Origin of the sequence: Streptomyces sp. NPDC001502, from assembly GCF_042894785.1 — a bacterium.
Taxonomy (GTDB): Bacteria; Actinomycetota; Actinomycetes; order Streptomycetales; family Streptomycetaceae; genus Streptomyces; species Streptomyces kutzneri.
Map to the genome: position 1 here is coordinate 1 of NZ_JBIAVW010000037.1, position 22,657 is coordinate 22,657.

The following is a 22,657-nucleotide window of genomic DNA, read 5'->3' on the forward strand; positions in this document are numbered from 1 at the left end:
GGGGGGGGGGGGGGGGGGGGGGGGGGGGGGGGGGGGGGGGGGGGGGGGGGGGGGGGGGGGGGGGGGGGGGGGGGGGGGGGGGGGCGGCGGGGGGGGGGGGGGGGGGGGGGGGGGGGGGGGGGGGGGGGCGGGGCCGGGAGGCCCGAAGGCCTCCACCCCGTTGAGCCGGGTACTGCGGTGAGCGGTCAGAAGAGGCTGCCGCCACCGGCGCCGCCGTTGCCGCCGGCGCCACCGATCAGGCCACCGAGGCCGCCGTCTCCGGCCTTGCCGCCGTTGCCTCCGTTGAAGAAGCTGAAGCCGCCGTCGCCGCCGTTGCCGCCCTTGCCGCCCTTGAGGAAGCCGTCGCCGCCCCCGCCGCCGCCACCGGCGTTGCCGCCCTGGAGGACGCCGAAGCCGCCGTCGCCGCCGTTACCGCCGGCGCCACCGATGCGGCCATCGCCGCCACCGCCGCCACCGCCGCCGGCGCCGCCGACCAGGAAGCCGTCTCCACCGGTACCGCCGTTACCGCCCTTGCCGCCGGTGCCCAGGACGCTGCCGCCACCGGAGCCGCCGGCACCACCGGCGCCACCGACGAGACCGCCGGTACCGCCCTTGCCACCGTCACCTCCGGCGCCCCCACCGTTCGGGAGGGCCGTAGCGACGTGGGAAGCCACCGGAGCGGCCGAGGCCATGGACGCCGGAAGCACAACTCCTCCTGTGACCACAGCGGCCGCGGCGACCAGAGTGGCGACACGGAAACCGCGACGGCTGGGACGGACAACGTTGCTGGTGTGCATCTTGCGGTTCATGACTTTCTCCTACAGGTTCAAGAGGGGGTGTATGACGTGCCCGGATTTCCGGGACGCTGCGGTGATGTCGACGAAAGAAGAGGTATTCCGTTTCTCTCGTCTGCCTCGTTTTGTTTCCGGTGAGGCCCGCACCACAAGTAAGCCCCGGGGGCCACATCCGGGTCATGTTCCGGAAACTCGGGACTTGACACCCTGATGAACGTCGACTAAAAGCTCCCTCAGCCGGGCGGCGGGGCCAGCGCCCGCAGCCCGTCGGTACCGGCCTCGGCCCGCACGCGCGCGTGGAACGCCAGTGCCGCCGCGAGCAGGGAGAGCGCGTCGGCGAGGAGCGCGCCCGTGGACGCGGGGATCGCCCTGGTCCAGCGCCAGCAGGATGGCGACCGATTCCTCCGCGGCGGCCAGCGACGCCTCCCGGCTGAAGTGGGTGCGGGCGAGGTTGCCGAGTGCCATCGCCACGTCTCGCCGGTGGACCGCCGGGTTGGCCCGCGCCAGCTGCCGGTAGAGGGGCACGGCCTCCTGGGCGCTCCGCAGGGCCCGGCGCTTGTGGTTGCGCGCCGACCTGCGGCGGGCCAGGTTGTTCACGGTTTGGGCGAGCCCGAGGGTGTGGGCGGCCGGATCCGCCGAGGTCAGCCGCCGGTACAGCGCGACGGACGCCTTGGTGACCTTCAGTGCCTCGGCGTGCAGCCCAGGCGGGACAGCACCACGCCGAGCAGGCTGAGCGCGTTGCCGAGCTGCGGGCGGTACGCGGTGTCCGCGCGCGCGAGCCTGCGGTACAGGCCGACGGCCTCCCGGGCCATCGCGAGGGCCTCCTGCGGGCGGCCGAGTCCTCACAGGGCGGTGGCGAGGCCCATCAGGGTGGCGCCCAGCGGCGCGGCGAAGGGCGCGTCGGCCTGCTGCGTGCGGCTCAGGGACACGGCCTGAGGCGGTGCGCAGGCACTCCTCCCACCGCCCGAGCTTCGACAGCGCCTCACAGCGGAACACCAGGACGTAGGCGAGCGAGGCGGCCGCACCCAGGGCTTCGAGCCGCCCGGCCCGGGCGTCGGCCATCCGCTCCCGGTAGAGCCGCGCGGCCTCGTCCGTCGTCGTCAGGGCCTCTTCGTACCGGCCGGAGAGCACCAGCCGGCCGCTGAGTTCGAAGGCCTCCCGGGCCTCGCGGGCCGGGTCGGGTACCTCGTCGGCCGTCGTCGTCCCGTCGGGCATGGAGCTCCTCGCTCCCGCGGACGGCCGGGGGCTGCCCGGTCCGCCGGCCGAAGACGGAAGCCGTGGTGTCGCCGGACCGGCCCCCCGGGCCCGACGACCCCGTCGGCATGCCCGCGGGGGGGGCCGCCCCCGAACCGGGTGCGGCCCGTGCCGTACCGGCCCCGCCCCGGGGAGCGGGGCGGGGCCGGGATCGTTCAGCGGGACTGTACGAACGTGTGGCCCTGGTGGCCCTCGGCGGTGCAGGAGCGCTTCTCCGCGGCCGTCATCTTGCGGCTCTTGACCACCACCGCGTTGCTCTTGCCGTCCGTGCCGTTCTTGGCCGGGCTGGTGATCGTGTCCTGGAAGAACCAGTAGTAGTGGCTCCACTTGGGGCTGTCGTAGTGGGTCTGCCAGGTACCGGAGACCTTCTGCATCACCTGGGCGCGCGAGATCCATCCGACCTCGCCGGGCTTCACCGTCATGTTGAGCGAGCTGCTCTCCGAATGACTGCTCGACCAACTATGGCTGTAACTCGCGGTTACGCTCAGGTCGACGATGCCCGCTATCTTGCCTCCCGCCGTGACGGAGACGCCCAGCGAGTCGGTGGAGCCGACCGTGTCGTCCCAGGTCATCGACTGGGTGGCGTCCGACGTACTGCAGTTGAACAGCGAGTTCGACACCTGGCGGAACCCACCCAGGTACGCCTCCCCGAGCTGGGGCGAGTTGAAGGTGCACTTGCCTTCGCCCGAGGCGCAGTCCGCCATGAGCTGCTGCCTGGTCGGCTGGTCGGCGGCGGATGCCGGAAGGGTGGTCGCCGCAGCGACGGCGCAGGCCGCGACCGCCATGGTCAACGTGCGTGCCGCGTAACGCCTGACGCGGTGTGTGGTCATCGTGGTGCCTTTCACGGTACTGGGGGGATCGGTGAACCGCCGTACGTCAGCGGCGGATTCACTCGCCCCCGCCCGTACGGCCGATCACCGCCTCTTGCTCCTGAGATTCTCCCGACCTACCGGAGGGGTACGGTCCGATTGAGTCAACCTGCCGCCGGGCGCAGCACCGTGACCTCCGGGCCGAAGGCGACCACGAGCCGTCCGCCCGGCGCGGCCCCGAGCGCGGCCGCCGGGAGCGGCAGCGCGTACTCGGTCCCCGCCTCCCGCCCCGTGGCGAGGTCCCAGAACCGCACGGCCTGACCCTGGCCGATGGCCACCACCGGCCGGGTGCCCCCGACGGTGACGACCAGGGGCCCGTTCGGATCCGTGTGGCCGGTCAGGGGTTCGCCGGTCTCCCGCAGCGTGGCCAGGTCCCACAGGCGCACCGTCTTGTCCCGGCTCCTGCTGACCGCGACGGGCCTGCCGTCGACGAGCGTGGTGGCCACCGATGTCACCCAGTCGGTGTGGCCGGTCAGGGGTTCGCCGATCTGCCGGCCGGTGGTGAGGTCCCACAGCCGTACGGTCTTGTCCCAGCTTCCGGTGACCGCGACGGGCCGCCCCGCCAGTTCCGCCGTCGCGACGGCGGTCACCCTGCTGGTGTGGCCGGTGAGCGGTTCGCCGACGAGGCGCCGGGTGGCGAGGTCCCAGATCGCCGCGGTGCGGTCGGCGCCGGCCGTGACCACGACCGGCCGGCCGTCCAGGGTCGCGCCGGCCAGGGCCAGCACCCGGCCGTGGTGGCTGGTGACGGGCTCGCCGAGGTGTTCCCCGCCCACCGGATCCAGCAGGTGCAGGGTGTCACCGGAGCCTGCGGTCACGACCACCGGCCGCCCGTCGACCACCGATGCGACCATGGCGGTCACCTCGCCCTCCAGGCCGGTCACGGGGGCCGTGACCGGCTGACCGGTGGTCAGGTCCCAGAGGTGCAGGGTGCGGTCGGCGGCTGCCGTGACGACCACCGGGCTCCCGTCGAGAACGGCCGTGGTGATCGCCGAGACCGTTCCGGTGTGACCGGTGCGGGCCGGACCGTCTCCGCCGGCGTCGGCGTGGGCGGCGGCGTCGGCGTGGGCGGCGGCGTGGGCGGCGGCGTGGGCGTGGGTGAGGTCCCAGGTCCGGAGCGTGTGGTCGGCGCTCGCCGTGACGGCCACGGGCCGCCCGTCCACGACGGCGGTGGCCACGTCCCAGACCTTGCCGGTGTGGCCGGTCAGCGGCGGGCCCACGGGCTTTCCGGTGGCGCGGTCCCGTACCACCACCGTGTCGTCCTGCTCCACGGTGAGCAGCACCGGATCGCCGCTGCCGGAAGGGCCGGTCCCGCGGCCGGAGAGCCGGCGCCACAGGTCCGCGTCCTGCTCCGGGCCGGGCGGGAAGGCCGGCGCCGTGCCGCTCGCGCCGACGGCAGCGATCACCCGCATGCCGTTCACGCGCGGCCGGTCGTCCGTCAGGTCCCAGATGCGCAGGGCGCCGTCCGGTTCGGCGGTGAGGGCGACGGTACGTCCGTCCAGCACCGCGGTCTCCCGCGCCCGGGTCCGTACCAGGGCGCCGTTCTGACGGGCGACGGCCAGAGGACCGATGAAGCGGGGTTCCTCGCCGTCGAGGCCGACGGCGACGACACGTCCGCGCACCACCGTCAGGGCCGTCACGCCGGGCCGGTCCTCGCCGCCGGACAGGGCCGCGGCGGCCGAGGGGGTCTCCACCTGCTCACCGGTGGCCAGGTCCCACAGCCGCTGCTCCTCCTGGTCCGGCTCCCCGGCGGTGACGGCGAGCTCGCGTCCGTCGAGGGCGGCGGTCCGCACCACCGCCAGTGACCGGGCCAGTTGATCGCCGGTGCCCAGGTCCCATACGCGCACCGTCCGGTCCACGTCGATGTCGTCGACGGTGAGGACGACACGGCGGCCGTCCAGCATCGCGAGGCCGGCCGCCGACGGGAAGGCGGCGACCCGGCGGCCGGTGAGCAGGTCCCCCACGTACAGGGTCCCGTCGGCCCCGAGGGTGAGGAGGACCCGGCGCCCGTCCAGGGCGGCGCTCTCCACGAACCTGACGAACTCCCCGGCCGCCCGGCCGGTGGCCAGGTCCCACACCAGGACCGCGTCGTCGCCGTGCAGGCTGAAGGCCACGGGCCTGCCGTCGGCGACCGCCGTGGCCACGGACAGCACCTCGGCCGTCATCGAGGACACCGGGTCGGTGCGGCCGGTGACCGGTTCGTGGAGCTGTTCGCCCGTCGCGAGGTCCCAGACGCGCACCGTGTTGTCCCGGCTGCCCGAGACCGCGACCGGCCGGCCGGCGACGGTCGCCGTGGCCACCGCCCGCACCGGGCCGCTGTGGCCGATGAGGGGTCGCAGCCGCCGCTGGTCCGGTACGGGGCCGTCGGCCCACTGCACGATCCACCGCGGATCGTCGAGCGGGGCATTCACGTCGTCGGGCGCACCCGTGGAGGTCTCAGACATACCCCGAGGCTAGACACCGCCTCTGACATCGCCTTTCTTTACCACACCGGGTGCCGCCGGCCGGAGCGTGCGGACCACCACCATTCCGCCCCGTGCCGGGCGGCATTCCGGTGGGGGGTGCGGGCGGAGATTATGCGGGTCCACCGCCCATGTGCGGGCGGAACGGATGGCGTTGAGTCGGACCTGCCGATCGGCCGGCCAGGAATCCACATCAGCGCGAACCGCGCACCCGACCTTCGAGGAGGTGATCCGGATGAGCGTCCTCAAGCTTCAGAACATGGAGGCCCGCGTCACGCCCAGTGCTGCCGCCACCATCAGCCTGACGAGCAGCAGCAGCGACTGCTGCAAGGCTCCGCGCGAGCCGCAGAACCCGAACTGACCTGCCGGGTCCGTGCGTGGGCTCGGCGCGCCCCCGCACGGACCCACCGTTCCCGACGGCCGCTGCCGCAGCCGCTGCTGCCGGCGGCCCCTCGGACGATCACAGAGGCTGACATGCGCAACGAACGCTGGGTCTACCGCTTCCTCTTCGCGTGGAACGACACACTGTTCTTTGACCCGCTCGACGTCTTCTACGAGCCGAACGCGGACCACTTCCTCGCCGCGTTCGACGAGCGGGTGCGGGCCCGATTCGTCCGCAGCGGTATCTGGTGGAGCTTCCGGCACAACGAGAGCCTGCCGGCGCAGGGTTGGAAGATCCACGTCTCGTCGGGCCACCGCCACGTACGCGAGGTCGCCGCTTCGGTGATCGGCCACCTGACGGAACGGGAGATCGATTTCAAGATCGCTCTCGATCTCAACGTCTTCGAGATGCTCAACTCCAAGGCCATCTCCCGGGGCAGCGGCGGCAAGCTCGTCACCGTCTACCCGCGCGACGACGACGAGTTCCGCACGTGCCTGGCGGACCTCGCCCGCCTCCTGAAGGGCGTCGAGGGTGCCTACGTCCTGTCGGACCTGCGCTACCGGGACAGCAAGGCCCTCTACTTCCGCTACGGCCAGTTCCTCGACACCCACACCGTCGACGTCCTCGGCCGCAGGCTGCCGCGGATCCTCGGACCGGACGGACCCGTCCCCGACGACCGGCGCCCGGGCCACGCGCACCCCTCCTGGGTGCCCTGGCCGTTCGACGACTGGCGGCCGGCCGACGAGGACGAGGGGGACGACGGCCTGCTCGGGGGCCGCTTCCGGGTGACCGGCGCGATCCAGTTCTCCAACAGCGGGGGCGTGTACACGGCCGAGGACACCGCGGACGACGACCGCCCGGTGCTGCTCAAGGAGGCCCGCCCGCACACCAACATCAACCCGCGGCAGGACCACGACGCCGTGGACATCCTGGGCCGCGAGTGGATGTTCCTGAACCGGCTGGCCGACGCGGGCTCGTACCCGGCGCCGATCGCGAAGTTCCGGCACTGGGAACACCACTACATCGCCGAGGAGTTCGTCGACAGCTCCGACATCCGCTCGGTGCTGCTGGAGCGCAACCCGCTGGCGCGGCCGGGGTTCGACATCGAGCGGTCCCGGGAGTACCTGCGGATCTTCCTCGCCGTCTTTCGCGGGCTGGCCCGCGCGATCCGGGCCGCCCACGACCGCGGCGTGATCCTCACCGACTTCACCGCCGCGAACCTGCTCATCGACCCGGACACCTACGAGGTGACCATCGTCGACCTGGAGGCCTGCCGGCTGGCCGAGAGCGGTGACGCCGCTCTGGCGAAGCCGGTCGAGCTCTACACCCCGGGGTTCAGCCTCTCCCGCAACCGCTTCAAGGCGTACGGGCCGGAGGGCGACCGGTACGCCCTCGCGTCGACCATGGCGTACTTCGTCTTCCCGATCGCCGCCATGTCGTACCTGCGCGAGGACGTCCTCGATCTGTACCGGATCTTCATCACCGAGGGACTGGGCTGGCCGGAGCGGGTGCACCGGCTGATCACCGACCTGGCCCGGGACCGGATCGACCTCACCGGCCTGCTGAAGGCCCTGGAGGACGAGGCCGGCCTGCTCGACGAGGTCGAGGCCCTGCCGTCGCGCCCGGTCGTCGAGGAGCGGCTCGCCCTGGCGGAGGCGGAGGCCGGGGTGGCCGCGTTCGTCGAAGCGAGCGCCGACACCGGCCGCGACACGCTCTTCCCCGTGGACCCCTTCGCGCACGTCACCAACCCGCTGAGCCTGGGCTTCGGAGCGAGCGGCGTCCTGTGGGCGCTGCACTCCAGCGGTGTCCCGGTCCGGCCCGAATGGCGCGCCTGGCTGAGCCGCAGGCTGGCGGACATCGATCCGGCCCGCTACCCGGACGGTCTCATGAACGGCCTGTCCGGCATCGCCTGGGCGGCCGACTCCCTCGGGCTCGGCGTACCGGCCAGGGAGCTGCTGACCCGGGCCAGCGAGCGGGCGGTGGAGAAGGGCGACCACACCTTCTACTACGGCCTCTCCGGGGTCGGCATGACGAACCTGCGCTTCTTCCTGCGCGGCCACGATCCCCGCGACCTCGCCGCGGCGCAGGCGTGCGCGCAGGCGCTGTACGAGACGGCACTGCGGGACGGCGGGCAGGCCCACTGGCTCAACGAGTTCACCGCGAAGGAGCCGCTGACCGGCCTGGGCTTCGGGCAGGCCGGTGTCGCGATGTTCCTGCTGCGCATGCACCAGATCACGGGCGAGGCGCGCTACCTGCGGCTCGGGCGGGAGGCACTCGCCTGGGAGATGGCCCACGCCAAGCCCATCGACGACGACGGCGGCCCGGTCATGTTCGAGCACGAGGGGACGATGGAGCCGTACGTCGAGGTCGGCTCCGCGGGCGTGCTGAAGGTGCTGCTGCGCTACGGGGACACGGACGCGGCCCGGACCGTCCTGCGCGGCCTGGACGTCCGGTACTCGGTGATGCCGGGCTACGCCTTCGGTATGGCCGGGGTCGCCGACGCGCTGCTGGACGCGGCCGAGTTCACCGGCGACCCGTCGTACCGCGACACGGCGCTGCGCCAGCTCGACTTCATCCGGAGGGTCTTCCTCTTCGAGCCCGCGGAACGTTTCGGGCTGCCCCGCGCCGAGGGCCGGCCGCCCCTGCTGGGACTGCCCGGTGAGGGGCTGCTGCGCTGCTCCACCGACTATCTGACCGGCTCGGCGGGCCTGCTGCGGGTGCTCCACCGGGTGAACCGGGGAGGCCCGGCCGACTTCCTGCTGGACGAGGTCGGGCGGTGAGGCAGCTCTGGCGCACGCTGCGGGGGCACCGGGCCCCCTTCGTGGTGATCCTCGTCGCCGAGGTCACCACGAGCGGGCTGGAGGCGCTGCTGCACCCGCTGCTGCTCAAGGCCCTGTTCGACGAGGCGATCCTGACCGCCGACCCGCGGCGCTTCCTCTTCCTCGGCCTCACCTACCTCGCCCTCGGGCTGACCCTCAACCTCACGGGGTACTGGATCGCCTGTCGGCGCAAGCGGTTCGAGAACGCGTTCACGCTGGTGCTGGAGACGGAGCTGCTGGCCCGCGCCCTCGGCCTGGACGGCCGGAAGATGTCGCGGGCGGGCAACGCCTCGTACGTCAGCCGCATCCACAACGACGTGTCCCAGGGGGTGCTGCCCGCCGTCGACGTGTCCCTGCGCATCGCACGGCAGGCGGTCGCCTCGGTCGTCTTCCTGGGGGTGCTGCTGTACCTGTCCTGGCAGGCCAGCCTCGTCCTGCTGGTGATCGTGCCGCCGCTGGTGTTCGTGAGCAACCGGCTCGGCAGGCGGATCGAGGAGAACACCGGTCCCGAACGCGAGGCGGAGGCCCGGTACGTCAACACGCTGACCCGGACCCTGGAGGCCTTCCCCGCCCTGCGCGGTCTGCCGTCGCTGCTGCCGGGGACGCGCCGCGCGAACCAGGACGCGCTGCGCGGCTTCCTCGGCATCACCTTCGTCAACTTCCGGCTGGCGCAGCGCCAGCGGACCCTCAGCGACCTGGTGATGAACCTGTCGGACACCGCGTCGATGATCGTCGGGGCCTTCTTCGTCTTCTCCGGCCGGATGTCCTTCGGCAGCTTCCTCGCCTTCGTCAACTCGCTGTGGCGGGCGGTGACCGGGATGTTCGACCTCATCAACATGATTCCGCAGGCCCGCCGGAGCACCGCCGTCCTCGAACGGATCGAGTCCCTGCGGCAGGCCCGGGAGACCCCGTACCACGACGAGGGGGCGCTGGTACGGGTCAGCGGAGCCCGTGTCGTGTACGGCGGCGCCGACGGGGACGGGCCCGGGCCCGAAGCCGGGGAGAGCGCGGTGGCCGGGGTCTCGTTCGACGCCTTCGAGCTGCGCGCCGGCGAGCACGTGCTGCTGCGCGGTCCCAACGGCTGCGGGAAGACCACGCTGCTGCACATCATCTCCGGGACGCTCGCCCCCGACGCCGGGTCGGTCACCCTGCCGCCCCGGGTGGCGAGTCTGACCGCTCCGGTGAACCTGCCCCCGCTGCCGGTGCGCGACCTCGTCCCCGACGAGCGGCTGCGCGCCGCGCTGGACCTGGACGTGCCCGCCGGCCAGCTGCCCTCGGAGTTGTCCTCGGGCCAGCGGCAGCGCGTCGGGGTCGCCGCGCTCCTGTGCGAGGACGCGGACGTGTACCTCGCCGACGAACCGTTCGCGAACCTCGACGACCACGGCAGGGAGCTGGTGTTCCGGCTGCTGCGCGAGCGGACCGCCGGGCGCGCGCTGCTCGTCGTGCACCACGGGGACGAGGACCTCGACGGCCGCTTCGACCGCGTGGTGACCCTGACGGCCGGACACCCGCTGGCGGCCCGCCTTTCCTGAGCCCAGGAGGTCCTAGGCCACCAGGTCGCGGGTGGCGGTGGCGAAGGCCGTCCGGTTCGGGTGGCCGGTCTTCTGCAGGAGGCTGGCCACGTGTTTCTCGACGGTGCGCAGCGAGATGTGCAGCCGGCCGGCGATGTCCTTGTTGCTGATGCGTTCGGCGACCAGCCGGGCCACCTCGAACTCGCGGACGGTGATTCCGCAGCGGCGCAGGTCGGGCGGCACCCGCTCGGTGCCCGTGCGGCGTTGCCGGACCGACGCTCCCATCCCGCGCAGCAGGGCCCGGCTGGCTCCGGCGACCGCCTGGAGTCCGGCGTCGTGGAAGTACTCCTCCGCCTCGCGCAGCCACTCGACCGGCGTGCCCCAGCCGTCGTCGTACGCCGACTGCGCGACGAGGCGCAGACACAGCCTGCGTGCCATGGGGAAGGGTTCGGCCGCCTCCAGTGCCTTGCCCGCGGCGGCCGTCGCCTCGTCGGGGCGGCCCTCGCGGCCGAGCAGCACGGCGTGCGCCAGGCCGGTGAACTGGTGGTTCCAGCGGGTGGCGCCGGCGCTCGCCAGTGTGATCTCGGCGTGGTGGCGCCGGCCCATGCGGCCGGCCAGTACGCCGAGGAGCAGGATGATGCCGTGCTTGCCGAACTCGCCCATCGCGGGATTCTCCGCGTCGTAGGCGAGGGCCTGCGCGAACTCCTGCCCCGCGGCCTCGTGGCGCTCCTCCAGCAGCGAGCAGAACGCCCGCGCCAGCCCGTACGACATCGCGCGTACGCCGGGCGCCGCGTCCAGCAGCGGGGCCAGTCGCTCCAGTGCTCCGCACATCTCGGCGCGGCGGCCCTGGTGGGCGTACCGTACGGCCTCGGCGAGCCGCAGCAGGGCCAGGGGGCGGCCCAGTCCGAGGCGTGAGGCATCGGCGGCGGCCTCCCGGATCCGGTCCCGGGCCTCGTCGAACCGGCCGTGCCGGATCCGGTCCAGCGCGAGGACGAAGCCGGTCTCGTGGGCGAGGGGCAGCAGGCCCATGCTCAGGGCCTCCTGCCGGGCCTGTTCGATCCGGGTGGGCCGGCCGTCGTGGCTCGCGGCGACGATGGCCAGGTGCACGTCGGCGGCCATGCGCGGGACGGGGAGCCGGCGGGCGAGGGCGATGGCGCGCGCCCGCCGGAAGTGGGCCGCGGCCGTCGGCTCGTCCTGTTCCCGGGCCAGCTGCCCGAGCAGCAGCAGGGCCCTGCAGGCCACGTCGGGCAGGTCGACGCGCTGGGCTGCTTCCAGGGCCCGGTGGGCGTACCGGGTGGCGGTGCGCAGCCGGTCGGGGGCGAGCCGGCTCAGTTCCACGTGCACGGCGGAGAGGTCCACGAGGGCGGCGTACTGGTCGGCCGGGTGGCTTCCGAGCAGTGCGCGGGCGATGTCGAGGTGCCACAGGGCTTCCGCGGGGCGGCCCGTCAGGGTGGCGATGTCGCTGAGCCGGGCGTGGAGTCCGGCGCGCCGCTGGGCGGGGATGCCGTGCTCGCCGCCGTCGCCGCCGAGGGTGGACAGGACGGCGGCGGGCTCGGGCAGGCGGTCGAACCGCGCCGAGCGGGCGACGGCGTCCATCAGCCGCTCCAGCACCGTGGCGTGCAGTTCTGGCGGGGTACCCGGTTCGACGAGCCGGTGGGCCCGGGTGAGCAGCTCCACCGCCCGGTCCACCGCGCCCTCGCCCGCCGCCCGCCCGGCCGCCTCGGAGTACAGGCGGATGGCCTCGGGGGTGTCGCCGGCGTGCTCGTGCAGCTGGGCGGCGTGCTCGCACCAGGTTCCCGGCAGCCCGGGGTGGAGATCGGTGAGGGCGCGCGCGGCCCGCCGTACGTGTCCGGCCCGCTCCCCCGGGCCGAGGTCGTCCCGCAGGGCCTCGGCCGCCAGAGGGTAGCGGAAGGTGTACCACTGGGCGCCCGGCCCGTCCGGCGTGATCAGGTACGAGGCGACCGCGGCGCGCAGGACCGCGGACAGTTCGGCGTGGTCGCGGCCGATGGCGCGCTCCAGTACGGGCAGTGCGAAGCGCCGGCCGAACAGGGCCGCCATGCCGAGGAGTTCCACGCCGAGCGGGCCGAGCCGCCCGGCCTGGCGCCTGACGTTGTCCGCGACGGTGGGCGGGACGGACGGCGTCCCGGGGGCGTGGCGGGCGGGGCGGGCGGTGAGGTCGTGGACGAGTTCCTTGACGACGAAGGGGATTCCGGCGCTGCTGTCGACCGCGTGGTGGACGAGGTCGGGGCAGACCTCGGCCGGGGGGACGCGCAGCTCGGCCGCGATGAGCAGGTGGACGTCGGGGCGGCTGAGGGGGGCGAGGTCGAGCACCGCGGCGGCTCCGCGCTGGCGGGCCCGCGTGGCGAGTTCGGTCGCCGCGGCGGGTGCGCATCCGGTGACGAGGAGGAGTACGGCCGGCTGGTGCCCGATGTTGTCGAGGAGGTATTCGACGACCGTGAGTGTTCCGGCGTCGGCGTCGTGCAGGTCGTCGAGGACGAGCAGGCAGCCCTGCCGTTCCCCGACGGCGGTGAGCAGGCGCAGCATGGTTTCGGCGACCACGAGGTGCGGGGCGGCGTCGGCGTCCGTGTTGCGGGCGCCGGTCAGCAGCCGGGCCATGACGGGCCCGTAGCGGCCGAGTTCCCCGGGGTCGGGCAGCAGGCCGGCCCGGGACAGCAGGAGCAGCGCCTCGACCAGCGGCCGGTAGGGGACGGGGGAACCGACCGCGCTGGCCCTCCCCCGTACCGTGACCATGTTCGTCTCGGCGGCCATGGCGAGGGCCTCGGTGGCGAGCCGGGTCTTGCCGACGCCGGGCTCGCCGGTGACGAAGAGTGCCGTGCCGCGACCGGACCGGGCGGCCGCCAGCGCGAGCATGATCTGCCCCATCTCGGTTCCGCGGCCGACGAGTTCCCCTCGCCTCGGGTGCGGGCCGCCGCCCGGGCCCGCGGCGGTACAGTCCTCCGGCAGCGCCGGCCAGAAGATGGACACCGGCTCGTCCCCTTTCCGGCGGGCCGTCCGAGGCGCCGCCGGGGATGACGATAGGGACGGTGCGTGTGCCCCCTGTAGCCGTCCGTTTGGGGGGCTTGTGCGGGTGGTCAGCCCGCGTCGAGACTGTCCTCCCGTACCCGTCGGGCCAGGTCGAGCTTGGTGTAGGTGGGGCGGCCCGCCTGCTGGTACTTGGCCTTGACCCGGTCCAGGTAGTCCTTGGCGGTGTGGACGGTGATGCCGGCGCGCCGGGCGGCGGACTTCAGGGTCAGTCCGGAGGCGTAGTCGAGGAGGATCTGCCGTTCCCGGGGCGAGAGGCGGGGGCGTGCGGGGCTGTCGTCGTAGGCGCAGGCGAAGGCGAGTTCCGCGGAGAGGGCGCCCTGGCCCGAGGCCAGGTCCTTGATGGCGGCGACCAGGGTGGGCAGGTCGTGGTCCTTGGTCAGGTAGCCGTCGGCGCCGGCCCGGATGGCCTCGATGATCCGGGAGCGGTCGGGCACCGTGCTGATCATCAGGACGCGGCTGCCGGTCCGCAGCAGCCGCCTGATGTTGTCGGCGGGGGCGGAGCCGTCGCGCAGGACGAGATCGAGAAGGACGATGTCGGGCGGGGAGTAGCCCGTCGTCCCGAAGCCGTACGGACGTTGGGCGTCCGGTGCGCCGAGGAGCTCCCCGACGGTGGCGGCGGTCGCCACGAGCCGCAGCTCCGGCACGCCGCCGAGCCAGGCCCGCAGGCCGTCGAGGAGCATCCGGTCGTCGTCGACCACCGAAACGGTGATCACCCGGGCCATCTCAGCTCCACCCGTACGCCCTCGCCGGGGGCGGTGTCCACGGTCGCGCGGCCGCCCACCTCCGCCATCCGGCCGTGGACCGAGCCGCGCAGGCCGAGGCCGGGCTCGCACCGCTCGGGGTCGAATCCGGGCCCCCGGTCGACCACGGTGACGACGGCTCCCCCGCGTGCGTCCGGGTCCCTGGTGGCGGTGAGGTAGGCGTGTCCGGTGCCCGCGTGGCGCCGTACGTTGTTCAGGGCCTCACGGACGGCGTCCCCCAGCGCGGCGGCGACCTCGGGGGGCACCTGCGGCAGGTCGTGGTACTGGGCGGTGACCCGCAGTTGGAGGCTCTCGACGGATCCGACCGCCTCCTCCAGGGCCGTGCCGATCTCCCGGTGGTGGACCTCCGCGGCGGTCTGCTGGATCAGCCGGCGCAGGTACGCGGCCTCGCGCGCGCAGCGCTGGCGCACCTCGGGGGCGTTGGCGTCGACCGAACCGGAGGCCAGGGTGGTCAGGGTGGCGAGGACGGTGTCGTGCAGCACCCGGTGGTGTTCCAGCCGCTCGGCGTAGCGCGCCTTGTGGGCTTCGGCGGCCACCGCGCGGGCGTTGGCCTCGTCGAGGAGGCGGCCCTGGCGGAGCAGGTACCAGCGGAAGAGCCAGGTCATCACGGCCGAGGACACGATCGAGTTGAGATGGCCGAGAACGACGGCGGGGCTCGCGCCCACCGCCTGGTAGCCGATGAAGTGGGTGACCATGAGCAGGGCGATGACGCTGAGGGCGTGGAGCCGTTCGAGGGAGATGGCCGCGACGGCGCTGGCCGACCCGCCGAGCAGCATGGCCCACGCGATCGTGGGCGGCTCGCGCAGTCCGCCCCAAGTGCAGAGGGCCAGGGGCAGTACGCAGCCGGTGACCAGGACGTCCGCCCAGATGTGCCGCCGGTCGAACCAGCCGCGCCGCAGGGCGGCGCCGTAGGTCAGCACGCTCAGTCCGAGGGCGGCGGCGAATCCCGCGTACTGCAGGGGGAGTTCCGACCGGCGCTGGGCGACGGCGAGGGCGCCCACCGTCAGATGGCTCGCCCGGTACAGGAGGGTGGCCACGATCAGGAAGGACTGGGCGCGTTGCAGGCCCGATCCCACCCCGCCCTTCGCCCGTAGTGCCCGTATGCGCCGTACCGGTAAGGACAGCAATGCCAAGACCACACCTTCCCGTACCGATTTGCCCGTGACATCTGCCATTTTGCCCTAGCAGGTGCACGTCAAATAGGCGCGTACCGGCCTGCTCGCGGGCTTGGCCGAGGTGGCACCACAGGTCGGCCGGAAAGGTGTTCCCGACACCCGTCCGGCGCCGGTCCCGCGCCCGTCAGACGCCCGTCAGACGCCCGTTCGGCGCCGGTCCGGCGCCTATCCGGCCATGACCACGACGGAATGCCGGCCACTGGCCCCGTCGGGGATGGTCGGGGTGCGGAGTTCCGTCTGGGTCTCGCCCGTCCGGTCGGTGGCGCGGACGGTGAGGGTGTGCGTACCGGACGTGGCCTGCCAGGCGTAGGACCACTGGCGCCAGGTGTCGCGGGTGTCCTCGGTGGCGAGATCGGTCTCCTGCCACGGTCCGTCGTCGACCTGGATCTCGACGCGGTCGATGCCGCGGTGCTGGGCCCAGGCGACACCGGCCACCATCACCGTGCCGGTGGCGGGGCGGGCGAAGGGCTTGGGGGTGTCGATCCGCGCCTGGGTCTTGACCGGTGCCCGCGCGGCCCACGCGCGCTTGACCCAGTACGGATCGTAGGCGTCGAAGGTGGTGAGCTCGATGTCCTCGATCCACTTGCAGGCCGACACGTACCCGTACAGGCCGGGGACGACCATCCGCACCGGAAAGCCGTGGGCGAACGGGAGCGGCTCGCCGTTCATCCCGACCGCGAGCAGGGCGTCCCGGCCGTCCATGACGTCCTCGACCGGAGCGCCCAGGGTCATGCCGTCGACGGAGCGGGCCACCAGCTGGTCGGCGGGTCCGCCCTGCGACGGGGGCCGTACGCCGGCCTCCGCGAGCAGGTCGCCGAGGCGGGCGCCGAGCCACCTGGCATTGCCCGCGTACGGTCCGCCGACCTCGTTGGAGACGCAGGTCAAGGTGATGTCCCGCTCGATGAGCGGCCGGGCGAGCAGGTCCTCGAAGGTGAGGTTCAGCTCGCGGCGCACGCCCTTTCCGTGGATCCGCAGCCGCCACGCCCCGGCCGGGACCCGGGGGACCACCAGCGCGGTGTCGACGCGGTAGAAGTCCTTGCTCGGCGTCGTGAAGGGGCTGATCCCCGGTACGCGCAGGGCCGCGCCCGGGGGCAGGTCCGGCGCCGGTGACGCGGGCGCCGGCAGGACCACGGCCGCCCGGGAGGCGATCGCGTCGCCGGAGTGCGACACGTTCAGGGCGCGGCCGACGGCCCCCGCCCCGCTGCCGAGCGCGGCGGCGGCCCCCGTGAGCAGCAGGAAGCGACGGCGGCTCCAGCCGGCGCCCTCGCCCGTCGGCCCGGCCGGGGGCCGGTCGGCCGCGAGCGGTCCGGTCAGGACGAACAGCGCGGCGGCCCCGGCCAGGCCGCCGGCGAGGGACGGCAGGGCGTCGGCGAACCCGTCCGAGTCCGGCCGGTTCAGCGCGGCCACGGCTCCCACCAGGCCGAAGAGGAACACGCCGGCCGCCGCGGTCCGCCGCCTGCGCCGGGCGAGCAGGCCGAGGGCCATCGCCAGGAGGGCCGTCACGGCGAGGATCCCGAGCTGCAGGACGAGCTTGTCGTCGGCCCCGAAGGTGCGGATCGCCCAGTCCTTGACCCCGGCCGGTGTGCGGTCGATGGCCGCTCCCCCGATGGCGGTGACCGGACCGGCCTCGGGCCGGATCCCGGCCGCGGCCAGTTCCGCCAGCGCCAGGGCCGCGTAGCCGGACACCAGCCCGGCCAGCGCGGCCGCCGCTCCCCGCGCGATGACTGCCTTGTCGATGCTCACACCGGTGACTTCGCAGCGCTGCCGCCGCCGGATTGGTCGTTCACCCCATGGGGGTGTCCTGCCGCTCGACCGAAAGCCGGACGGGTGGGCGACACCCCTAGGGTGGGCGGATGAACGGGATACGGATCGTGGCCGACCGGGCCGAGTGGCGGGGCGGGTTCGAGGAGCGGGTGCTGGCCGGGTACCGGGCTGCGGGGTGCTCGGCGCCGCTGGCCCGGGCCCTGCTGGAGCAGGCGGTGGAGGGTATCGACGGCTGGACGGTCGCCACGGACGGCACCGGGTGGATCGCGGTCGGGGTGTCGCGGGACAACGGCGTGACCGTGGGGCGGATCCATGACCTGACGGTGCCGCCGGGGCGCGCGTGGGCCGAGCGGTGGTGCGCCGAGCACGGGGCGCAGCGGGTGGAGGTCCGGCTCACCGGCGGCGCGGGAGGGTTCGCCGACTACCCCGTACGGAAACAGATCCGGATGAGTGCCACGGCCGAACGGCCCGCGCTGCCCCCGGGCCTGACGGTCCGCCGGCTCACCGAGGCGGAGTACCCGGCCTGGTACGCCACCGAGGAGGCCGGGTACATCGCGGACATCGTCCGGTCCGGCGCCCTGACCCCGGAGCAGGCCAGGGCGAAGTCCGGCCAGGACTTCGCCCGTTACCTCCCGCAGGGATACCTGACCCCGGGCCACGCCTTCTACGTGATGGAGGCCGACGGCCGGGCGGTCGGCACCGGCTGGGTGAACCACGGCTTCCTTCCGGGCGTCACCTTCGGCTTCTCGCTGGAGGTGTACGAGGAGCAGCGCGGCAAGGGCTACGGCCGGGCCGCGATGGCCGTCGGCGCGTGGGCCACCCGGCAGGGCGGCGACGAGGCGATGATGTTCAACGTCTTCGGCGGCAACGAGGTCGCGATGAGCCTGTACGACAGCACCGGCTTCGCGGTGCTGGACGAATACCGCTCGATCGGCCTCTAGGGCCTGAGGTGAAAGTGCCGACGGGCCGGACGAGGTGATGCCCAGGTCCGGCCCGTCCGCTCGTCTCTACAGGTCGAGCTGGTACTGCAGTGTCGTGTGCGTGGGCAGGTAGCCGAGGCTGTCGCTGATGTGTCTCATGTGCGTGTTGCTGTCGGCGGTGTCGGTCAGGAGGCCGCCGAGGTCCGGGTAGTGCCCGTGGGCCTGTCGGATCGACTCGGCCTTCATCCAGCGGCCGAGGCCGTGTCCGCGGTGCTCGGGCAGCACGCCGGTGCCGTAGTGCTGGCCATCACCTGTGCCGCCGCCGGGCACGACGAGTTCGGTGAACCCTGCGATCGAGCCGTTGGAGGTGTCGACGGCGACGACGGTGTGCAGGTGGTCGCCGCGCTGTTCGACGGCCTTCGCCGCAGCCCGGACCCGGTCCACGTCCCAGGTCGTGGTGCCGTGGTCGGTGTCCTCCATGGGCATGTCGTCCATGGCGCGACGTGAGTCGGCGAAGGTCCGGGCGAGATCGTCGGGGACGGTTCCCTGCCAGGACGCCAGCCGGTAGCCGGAATGCGGACGCTCGATGATCTCTGCCAGGGAGGGGATGTCCACATCGGCCAGGGGCAGGCGGGAGTACCTCAGGGTGAGGACCTTGCGGAAGCCGCGGGCCGGCAGGAAGTGGTCGCCGGGCGATCCGGCCCCGGCCTGCGCCACGACGCAGCGCCGGGTGTTGTCCCGGGCGGCGGCCACGGCCGTGTCGAGGAGCCGGGAGCCGACGCCCCTGCGGCGCTCCACGGGATGAACGTGGAGGGTCAGTTCGGCCAGGTGCGCTTGTCCGTCATCGAACAGGCGCAGAAAGGCCGTCCCGACAGGGTTGGCGTCGATGTCGGACGCCAGCCATGCAAGGCGTCGGCTGTGCGCCCCGTGAGCGGGGTCGGTCAGTGGGGTGATGCGGAGCGACAAGGTGTCTCCGTCGAGAGGAGGTGGCAAGGGTCAGTACGCGGGCTCGACTGCTGGGCACTCCTGCGCATGTGCTCCACACCTCCTTGTCGACAGTGCCGGTCCGGATCAACATGGACGGCCGGGAGAACGTAGCTGGTCGATCGGCTCCTCGGCAAAGGGTTGAGCGAAGGCTGGTGCAGCCGTATGGTCACAGCCACTCCTTGATGGCCGCGACCAGCACGGTTGCTTCGTAGCGGACGGCGAGTTCGTCGTATCTCGTGGCCACGGCCCGGTGGCGCTTGAGGCGATCGATCCCGCATTCGACCGCGCGCCTCTCGCGACAGGCCCTCGTGCTGCCATGAGTACGCGTACTCATGCCTGCCCTGCGGCCGGCTCGGGATGATGCGGCCATGATCGATTCCCTGACCGAACCCCGACCCCGGCGTGGCTGGCGGCCTTGGTCGCGCCGGACGCCCCTCGCCGCAGACCTGGCCATCGGCATTCCCCTGTTACTGCTCGGGGCGGGATGGCTCGTGCTGGACTACATGCTCGGGCACGGCATGGAGGTCTGGGCCGCACAGGGGGACCGGGACCGGATCGACGCGGCAGACCTCGCGCACATGGCGCGGATCCAGGATTACCTCGTGGGCGTGCTCGTGGTCGCGGTGCTCGCGCTCGTGTTCCGTGCGCGCTGGACGGTGCTGACGCAGTTGCTCGCCGCCGCTCTGGCGGGAGCACTGCTGATGCTCGCGCAGCACTACTGGGACCGCGCCCATCCCAGCCCGGCCGGTGCGGCGTCGGAGGGCGCTTCGCGCTACCGCGAGAACAACGGCTTCCGTATCCCCGGTGAGATGTCTCCTGCGAGCGCGCAGGACGCGCAGAAGGAAGCCGACCGCATCGAGCCCGTCCTCAAACGGCTCTGGGACGGCGGGACGTGGGATCCGAAGAGCGTGCGCGAGGCGCTGCTCGAAGTCGGCTTCCAGGAGGAACGGTTCGGGCCGAAGGGTGAGCGGCTCGGCGGAACCCTCATTGTGCGGGACATGGGCTCGCGCTTCGAGACCGACCACTACGTCACGCCCGAGGGCGCGTTGGTCGGTGTCCGTGTCCATGACGACGCCTGCGTCACCGCTTTCGTGCAGAAGACCAACTACGTGGTGAAGACCAACGGCCCGTACCCCGAGGGCGGATGCTTCGAGCCGCCTGCCGGGCACTGACCATCGAACCGTTGAAAAGGACGCGCCGGGTGCCAGATGCGCTGTTCAACGCACAGCGAGTAGCGAGCTGTGAGCCGTGCATCGACATATGTCGGCAACCGAGCTATGGTGACGCACATGAATGATCAAGCTCTCCGTGAGCCGACTCTGCTCATCCTCACCGCGATCGCCGACGCCCCACGGCACGGATACGCGATCGCCCAGGAGGTCGGGAAGATCTCGCAAGGCCGCACGAGGATGCGCACCGGAACCCTGTACGGCGCGCTGGAACGGCTCCTGGAGCAGGAGCTCGTCGCCGTCCACGAGGAGGAGGTGGTCGACGGGCGCATGCGGCGCAGCTATGCGCTCGCGCCGCACGGGCGTGAGATGTTGGCGGCCGAGACGGCCCGGATCGCGCGTACCGCGCAGGAGGCCACCCGGCGGCTCGGACTCGGCAGTCGGGCGGTGACCGCGTGAGCGCGTGGGTGAAGCTGTACCCGGCCGCCTTCCGGCGGGAGTTCGGCGACGAGGTCGCCGACGCCTATCGCGAGGCCACACGCGGGGCGAGTGGGCGGGCCCGAATGCTTGAGGCCGTCGATGTCGCCGGGCATGCGCTGCGCCTGCGACTCGGGCTGGGCTCCGCGGGGCGCGCCGGCCGGCTGCTGGCGGCGGTGGCGCCGTTCGCACTCGTCGCGGTCGGGGCGGCCGCGATGAGCTGGGCCAGGATGTACGCGACCGTCGTCACGATCAGCGGCGGATTCGGATTCGGTGACGTCTTTCCTCAGCTGATGGCGGCCCACCTCGCCGCGGTGCTCGGGGCGGCCCTCGCTCTCGCCGGGCGATGGACGGCAGGTGCCTGGACCGCGTTGGCGGGCGTCGTCGCGGGTATCGCGATCGATGCGGTCCGGCTGGGCACCGATCTCGTCGGTTCGACCCTCCTGTTCGGCCTTCCGCCGCTCGTCCTGGCGCTGGTGGCGGTGCTGTGCCCGCCCGATCTGCGCCCGACTCCCCGGACCCGTACGCGGGCCGGGGTCGTCGCGGTGCTGGCGTGGACGGCGGTGATGGCCGGCACCCTGTTGGTGCTCCCCGTGTCGTACGCGCTCCCCGCATTGAAGTTCGCCGTACCGGCGGCCGGCGGACTGCTCCTGGCGGGGCGGCAGGCGTTCGCGCGGCTGCGCACCGCACCGGCCGTCCTGCTGGCCGGACTGCCGTTGATGTTCTTCGGCGTGCACCCCGGCGGGGCAAACACGCTCGTCCTCACCGGCGCGCTGGGGTTGCTGCTGGTAGCGGCGGCGGTGGTGAGCATCCGGCGGCGGCGCGGCGGGCAGAACCCGCTCGTGGGCGGCTAGGAGCTGTCGTCGTCGAAGTGGGGGGCCGGCCTCAGTCCCGGGTGACCAGGCCGGTGACGAGCGCCGCGGTGCGCCGGTGCCAGGCGCCCGCGCCGCGGAGCATCGCGTGGCCGCCCGTGGACATCGGGATGGCGGTGGCGTCCGCGCCCGCGAGCCGGGACCGGCGGACGAACTCCCAGGACCCGGCCGCCGAGGTGACCCGGTCCTCCTCGTCGTGCAGCAGGTAGAGCCGGCGGCCCGCGAGGTGGTCCACCGGTTCGCCCGGCGGACACCAGGGGGCGAGGGCCACCACGCCGTGCACCAGGGGCGCGCCGGCCGCCCGCAGCGCCGCCCGGCCGCCCATCGAATGGCCGACCAGGACCACCGGGACGTCCCCGGCGAGTTCCCGCAGCCGCGCGAGGGCCGCCTCCGCGTCCCGGGCGGCGTCGCAGCGGGAGCCGTTCCAGCCGCGGTGGCGGTAGCGCACCTCCGCCACCAGGACGTCGCGTCCGCGCGTCGCGCGGACGACGGCGGCCGCGAAGGGCCGCATCCGCAGCGCGGGCAGGTTGAGCAGGGGCGGCGGCTCCGGCCCCTCTTCGCGCCCTCCGTGCAGCAGCAGGACCGCGGCCGCCGGTGTCGCGGGGGATGTACGGAGCACGAGGGCGCGGCCCTCGCCGGTGGCCTCGGTGCCCCGCTCGGTCCCGGCCGTCACCCCGCCTCCCGGTGTATGCGGCGCGGCGGGCGCGGGAAGAACCCGCTGGTGCGGGCGGCGTAGGCGGCGTAGCCGGGCCGGTCCGCCATGTGCGCCTCCAACAGTCGCTTGCCGCTGCCCCAGATCAGCAGCGCGCTCATCACCAGCGGTGACACCAGTGTGAGTGCCGCAGTCTGCCAGGTCGCGCAGGCCAGCAGATAAAGCCCCCACCAGACGAGGAAGTCACCGAAGTAGTTGGGGTGCCGCGTCCAGCTCCACAGACCGCGGTCCATGATCGTTCCACGGTGCTCGGGGCGTTCCCTGAAGCGGGCCAGCTGGAGGTCGCCGACCGCCTCGAAGAGCAGTCCGGCCGCCCAGAGCAGCAGGCCGGCGGCGGCGAGCGGCCCGAGCGGGACGGGCACGTACGACGCGGCCTGTACGGGCAGCGAGACGAGCCAGACCAGCGCGCCCTGGAGGAGGTAGACCTTGCGCAGGGCGTAGAGCCGGGTGCTGCCCGGCGCCCGGGCGAGCATGCGGGCGTAGCGCGGGTCCTCGCCGTGCCCCCGGCCGCGCCCGGCGATGTGCAGGCCCAGGCGCAGTCCCCACACGACGGTCGCCGCGGCGACCGCGAGACGCCGGCCGTCGTCGCCGTAGCCGCTCGACAGCAGCCAGCTGGTGAGCGCCACCGCGGCGAAGGCGACTCCCCAGGCGATGTCGACGATCCGGTGCAGGCCCTTGACGGCGGCCACGGCGAAGGTGACCAGCATG

The 22,657-nt window shown here is 73.4% G+C and carries 19 protein-coding genes; 7 read left to right on the forward strand and 12 right to left on the reverse strand.

Annotation, left to right across the window (positions count from 1 at the left end; translation table 11 throughout):
* Positions 1-185: 185 nt before the first annotated feature.
* The 4 genes from ACFY0D_RS38080 to ACFY0D_RS38095 all read right to left on the reverse strand — a co-directional run bounded on the left by ACFY0D_RS38080 (position 186) and on the right by ACFY0D_RS38095 (position 5,337).
* Entirely contained in the window at positions 186-788 is a 603-nt protein-coding gene (locus tag ACFY0D_RS38080; protein ID WP_390802464.1) for a hypothetical protein, read from the reverse strand.
* 665 nt (positions 789-1,453) lie between these two features.
* Positions 1,454-1,585, reverse strand: coding sequence for a hypothetical protein (locus ACFY0D_RS38085; RefSeq protein ID WP_390802465.1), 132 nt, complete (start codon positions 1,583-1,585; stop codon positions 1,454-1,456).
* 597 nt (positions 1,586-2,182) lie between these two features.
* The gene (locus ACFY0D_RS38090; protein WP_390802466.1) at positions 2,183-2,857 is read right to left on the reverse strand and encodes a hypothetical protein; all 675 of its coding nucleotides are present in this window, start codon (positions 2,855-2,857) and stop codon (positions 2,183-2,185) included.
* Between the two features lie 143 nt (positions 2,858-3,000).
* The gene (locus ACFY0D_RS38095; protein ID WP_390802467.1) at positions 3,001-5,337 is read right to left on the reverse strand and encodes a WD40 repeat domain-containing protein; all 2,337 of its coding nucleotides are present in this window, start codon (positions 5,335-5,337) and stop codon (positions 3,001-3,003) included.
* A gap of 253 nt (positions 5,338-5,590) precedes the next feature.
* Here ACFY0D_RS38095 and ACFY0D_RS38100 point away from each other — a divergent pair, with 253 nt between their 5' ends.
* The 3 genes from ACFY0D_RS38100 to ACFY0D_RS38110 all read left to right on the forward strand — a co-directional run bounded on the left by ACFY0D_RS38100 (position 5,591) and on the right by ACFY0D_RS38110 (position 10,088).
* Positions 5,591-5,716 (forward strand): class III lanthipeptide, encoded by a 126-nt coding sequence (locus ACFY0D_RS38100; RefSeq protein ID WP_199810350.1) that lies wholly within the window; start codon positions 5,591-5,593, stop codon positions 5,714-5,716.
* 113 nt (positions 5,717-5,829) lie between these two features.
* Positions 5,830-8,517: a class III lanthionine synthetase LanKC gene (lanKC, locus tag ACFY0D_RS38105; protein ID WP_390802468.1), complete on the forward strand. Its 2,688-nt coding sequence runs from the start codon at positions 5,830-5,832 to the stop codon at positions 8,515-8,517.
* Positions 8,514-10,088 (forward strand): ATP-binding cassette domain-containing protein, encoded by a 1,575-nt coding sequence (locus tag ACFY0D_RS38110; protein WP_390802469.1) that lies wholly within the window; start codon positions 8,514-8,516, stop codon positions 10,086-10,088. Before lanKC ends, ACFY0D_RS38110 begins: the two co-directional genes overlap by 4 nt.
* A gap of 12 nt (positions 10,089-10,100) precedes the next feature.
* Here the strand turns inward: ACFY0D_RS38110 and ACFY0D_RS38115 are convergent, their stop codons facing one another.
* The 4 genes from ACFY0D_RS38115 to ACFY0D_RS38130 all read right to left on the reverse strand — a co-directional run bounded on the left by ACFY0D_RS38115 (position 10,101) and on the right by ACFY0D_RS38130 (position 16,791).
* Entirely contained in the window at positions 10,101-13,052 is a 2,952-nt protein-coding gene (locus ACFY0D_RS38115) for an AAA family ATPase (protein ID WP_390802470.1), read from the reverse strand.
* A gap of 107 nt (positions 13,053-13,159) precedes the next feature.
* Positions 13,160-13,834, reverse strand: a complete 675-nt coding sequence (locus tag ACFY0D_RS38120; protein WP_390802471.1) for a response regulator — start codon at positions 13,832-13,834, stop codon at positions 13,160-13,162.
* Entirely contained in the window at positions 13,822-15,006 is a 1,185-nt protein-coding gene (locus ACFY0D_RS38125) for a sensor histidine kinase (RefSeq protein WP_390802472.1), read from the reverse strand. The genes ACFY0D_RS38120 and ACFY0D_RS38125 overlap by 13 nt, the downstream gene beginning before the upstream one ends.
* Positions 15,007-15,213: 207 nt before the next feature.
* Positions 15,214-16,791 (reverse strand): molybdopterin-dependent oxidoreductase, encoded by a 1,578-nt coding sequence (locus ACFY0D_RS38130; protein WP_390802473.1) that lies wholly within the window; start codon positions 16,789-16,791, stop codon positions 15,214-15,216.
* A gap of 110 nt (positions 16,792-16,901) precedes the next feature.
* Between ACFY0D_RS38130 and ACFY0D_RS38135 the strand changes: the two genes are divergently transcribed.
* Positions 16,902-17,753, forward strand: coding sequence for a GNAT family N-acetyltransferase (locus ACFY0D_RS38135; protein WP_390802474.1), 852 nt, complete (start codon positions 16,902-16,904; stop codon positions 17,751-17,753).
* A 66-nt stretch (positions 17,754-17,819) separates the two neighbouring features.
* On the opposite strand, the gene ACFY0D_RS38140 is transcribed toward ACFY0D_RS38135, so the two are convergent.
* Positions 17,820-18,698, reverse strand: coding sequence for a GNAT family N-acetyltransferase (locus ACFY0D_RS38140; RefSeq protein WP_390802475.1), 879 nt, complete (start codon positions 18,696-18,698; stop codon positions 17,820-17,822).
* A 187-nt stretch (positions 18,699-18,885) separates the two neighbouring features.
* A complete protein-coding gene (locus tag ACFY0D_RS38145; protein WP_390802476.1) occupies positions 18,886-19,053 on the reverse strand; it encodes a hypothetical protein in 168 nt (55 codons plus the stop codon).
* Positions 19,054-19,087: 34 nt separating this feature from the next.
* Between ACFY0D_RS38145 and ACFY0D_RS38150 the strand changes: the two genes are divergently transcribed.
* From ACFY0D_RS38150 to ACFY0D_RS38160, 3 genes are all read left to right on the forward strand, one after another.
* The gene (locus ACFY0D_RS38150; RefSeq protein WP_390802477.1) at positions 19,088-19,891 is read left to right on the forward strand and encodes a DUF6234 family protein; all 804 of its coding nucleotides are present in this window, start codon (positions 19,088-19,090) and stop codon (positions 19,889-19,891) included.
* 117 nt (positions 19,892-20,008) lie between these two features.
* Positions 20,009-20,347, forward strand: coding sequence for a PadR family transcriptional regulator (locus ACFY0D_RS38155; protein WP_390802478.1), 339 nt, complete (start codon positions 20,009-20,011; stop codon positions 20,345-20,347).
* Entirely contained in the window at positions 20,344-21,219 is an 876-nt protein-coding gene (locus tag ACFY0D_RS38160; protein ID WP_390802479.1) for a hypothetical protein, read from the forward strand. Before ACFY0D_RS38155 ends, ACFY0D_RS38160 begins: the two co-directional genes overlap by 4 nt.
* 31 nt (positions 21,220-21,250) lie before the next feature.
* Here ACFY0D_RS38160 and ACFY0D_RS38165 read toward each other — a convergent pair whose 3' ends face one another.
* The gene (locus tag ACFY0D_RS38165) at positions 21,251-21,910 is read right to left on the reverse strand and encodes an alpha/beta fold hydrolase (protein WP_390802480.1); all 660 of its coding nucleotides are present in this window, start codon (positions 21,908-21,910) and stop codon (positions 21,251-21,253) included.
* Positions 21,907-22,656 (reverse strand): DUF1295 domain-containing protein, encoded by a 750-nt coding sequence (locus ACFY0D_RS38170; protein ID WP_390802507.1) that lies wholly within the window; start codon positions 22,654-22,656, stop codon positions 21,907-21,909. The genes ACFY0D_RS38165 and ACFY0D_RS38170 overlap by 4 nt, the downstream gene beginning before the upstream one ends.
* Between the last annotated feature and the right edge of the window lies 1 nt (position 22,657).

Excerpts from the sequence above, each read along its gene's own strand:
- ACFY0D_RS38080 (WP_390802464.1), bottom strand. The coding sequence starts at position 788 with ATGAACCGCAAGATGCACACCAGCAACGTTGTCCGTCCCAGCCGTCGC.
- ACFY0D_RS38085 (WP_390802465.1), bottom strand. The coding sequence starts at position 1,585 with ATGGCCCGGGAGGCCGTCGGCCTGTACCGCAGGCTCGCGCGCGCGGAC.
- ACFY0D_RS38090 (WP_390802466.1), bottom strand. The coding sequence starts at position 2,857 with ATGACCACACACCGCGTCAGGCGTTACGCGGCACGCACGTTGACCATG.
- ACFY0D_RS38095 (WP_390802467.1), bottom strand. The coding sequence starts at position 5,337 with ATGTCTGAGACCTCCACGGGTGCGCCCGACGACGTGAATGCCCCGCTC.
- ACFY0D_RS38100 (WP_199810350.1), top strand. The coding sequence starts at position 5,591 with ATGAGCGTCCTCAAGCTTCAGAACATGGAGGCCCGCGTCACGCCCAGT.
- lanKC (WP_390802468.1), top strand. The coding sequence starts at position 5,830 with ATGCGCAACGAACGCTGGGTCTACCGCTTCCTCTTCGCGTGGAACGAC.
- ACFY0D_RS38120 (WP_390802471.1), bottom strand. The coding sequence starts at position 13,834 with ATGGCCCGGGTGATCACCGTTTCGGTGGTCGACGACGACCGGATGCTC.
- ACFY0D_RS38135 (WP_390802474.1), top strand. The coding sequence starts at position 16,902 with ATGAACGGGATACGGATCGTGGCCGACCGGGCCGAGTGGCGGGGCGGG.
- ACFY0D_RS38145 (WP_390802476.1), bottom strand. The coding sequence starts at position 19,053 with ATGAGTACGCGTACTCATGGCAGCACGAGGGCCTGTCGCGAGAGGCGC.
- ACFY0D_RS38150 (WP_390802477.1), top strand. The coding sequence starts at position 19,088 with ATGATCGATTCCCTGACCGAACCCCGACCCCGGCGTGGCTGGCGGCCT.
- ACFY0D_RS38155 (WP_390802478.1), top strand. The coding sequence starts at position 20,009 with ATGAATGATCAAGCTCTCCGTGAGCCGACTCTGCTCATCCTCACCGCG.
- ACFY0D_RS38170 (WP_390802507.1), bottom strand. The coding sequence starts at position 22,656 with ATGCTGGTCACCTTCGCCGTGGCCGCCGTCAAGGGCCTGCACCGGATC.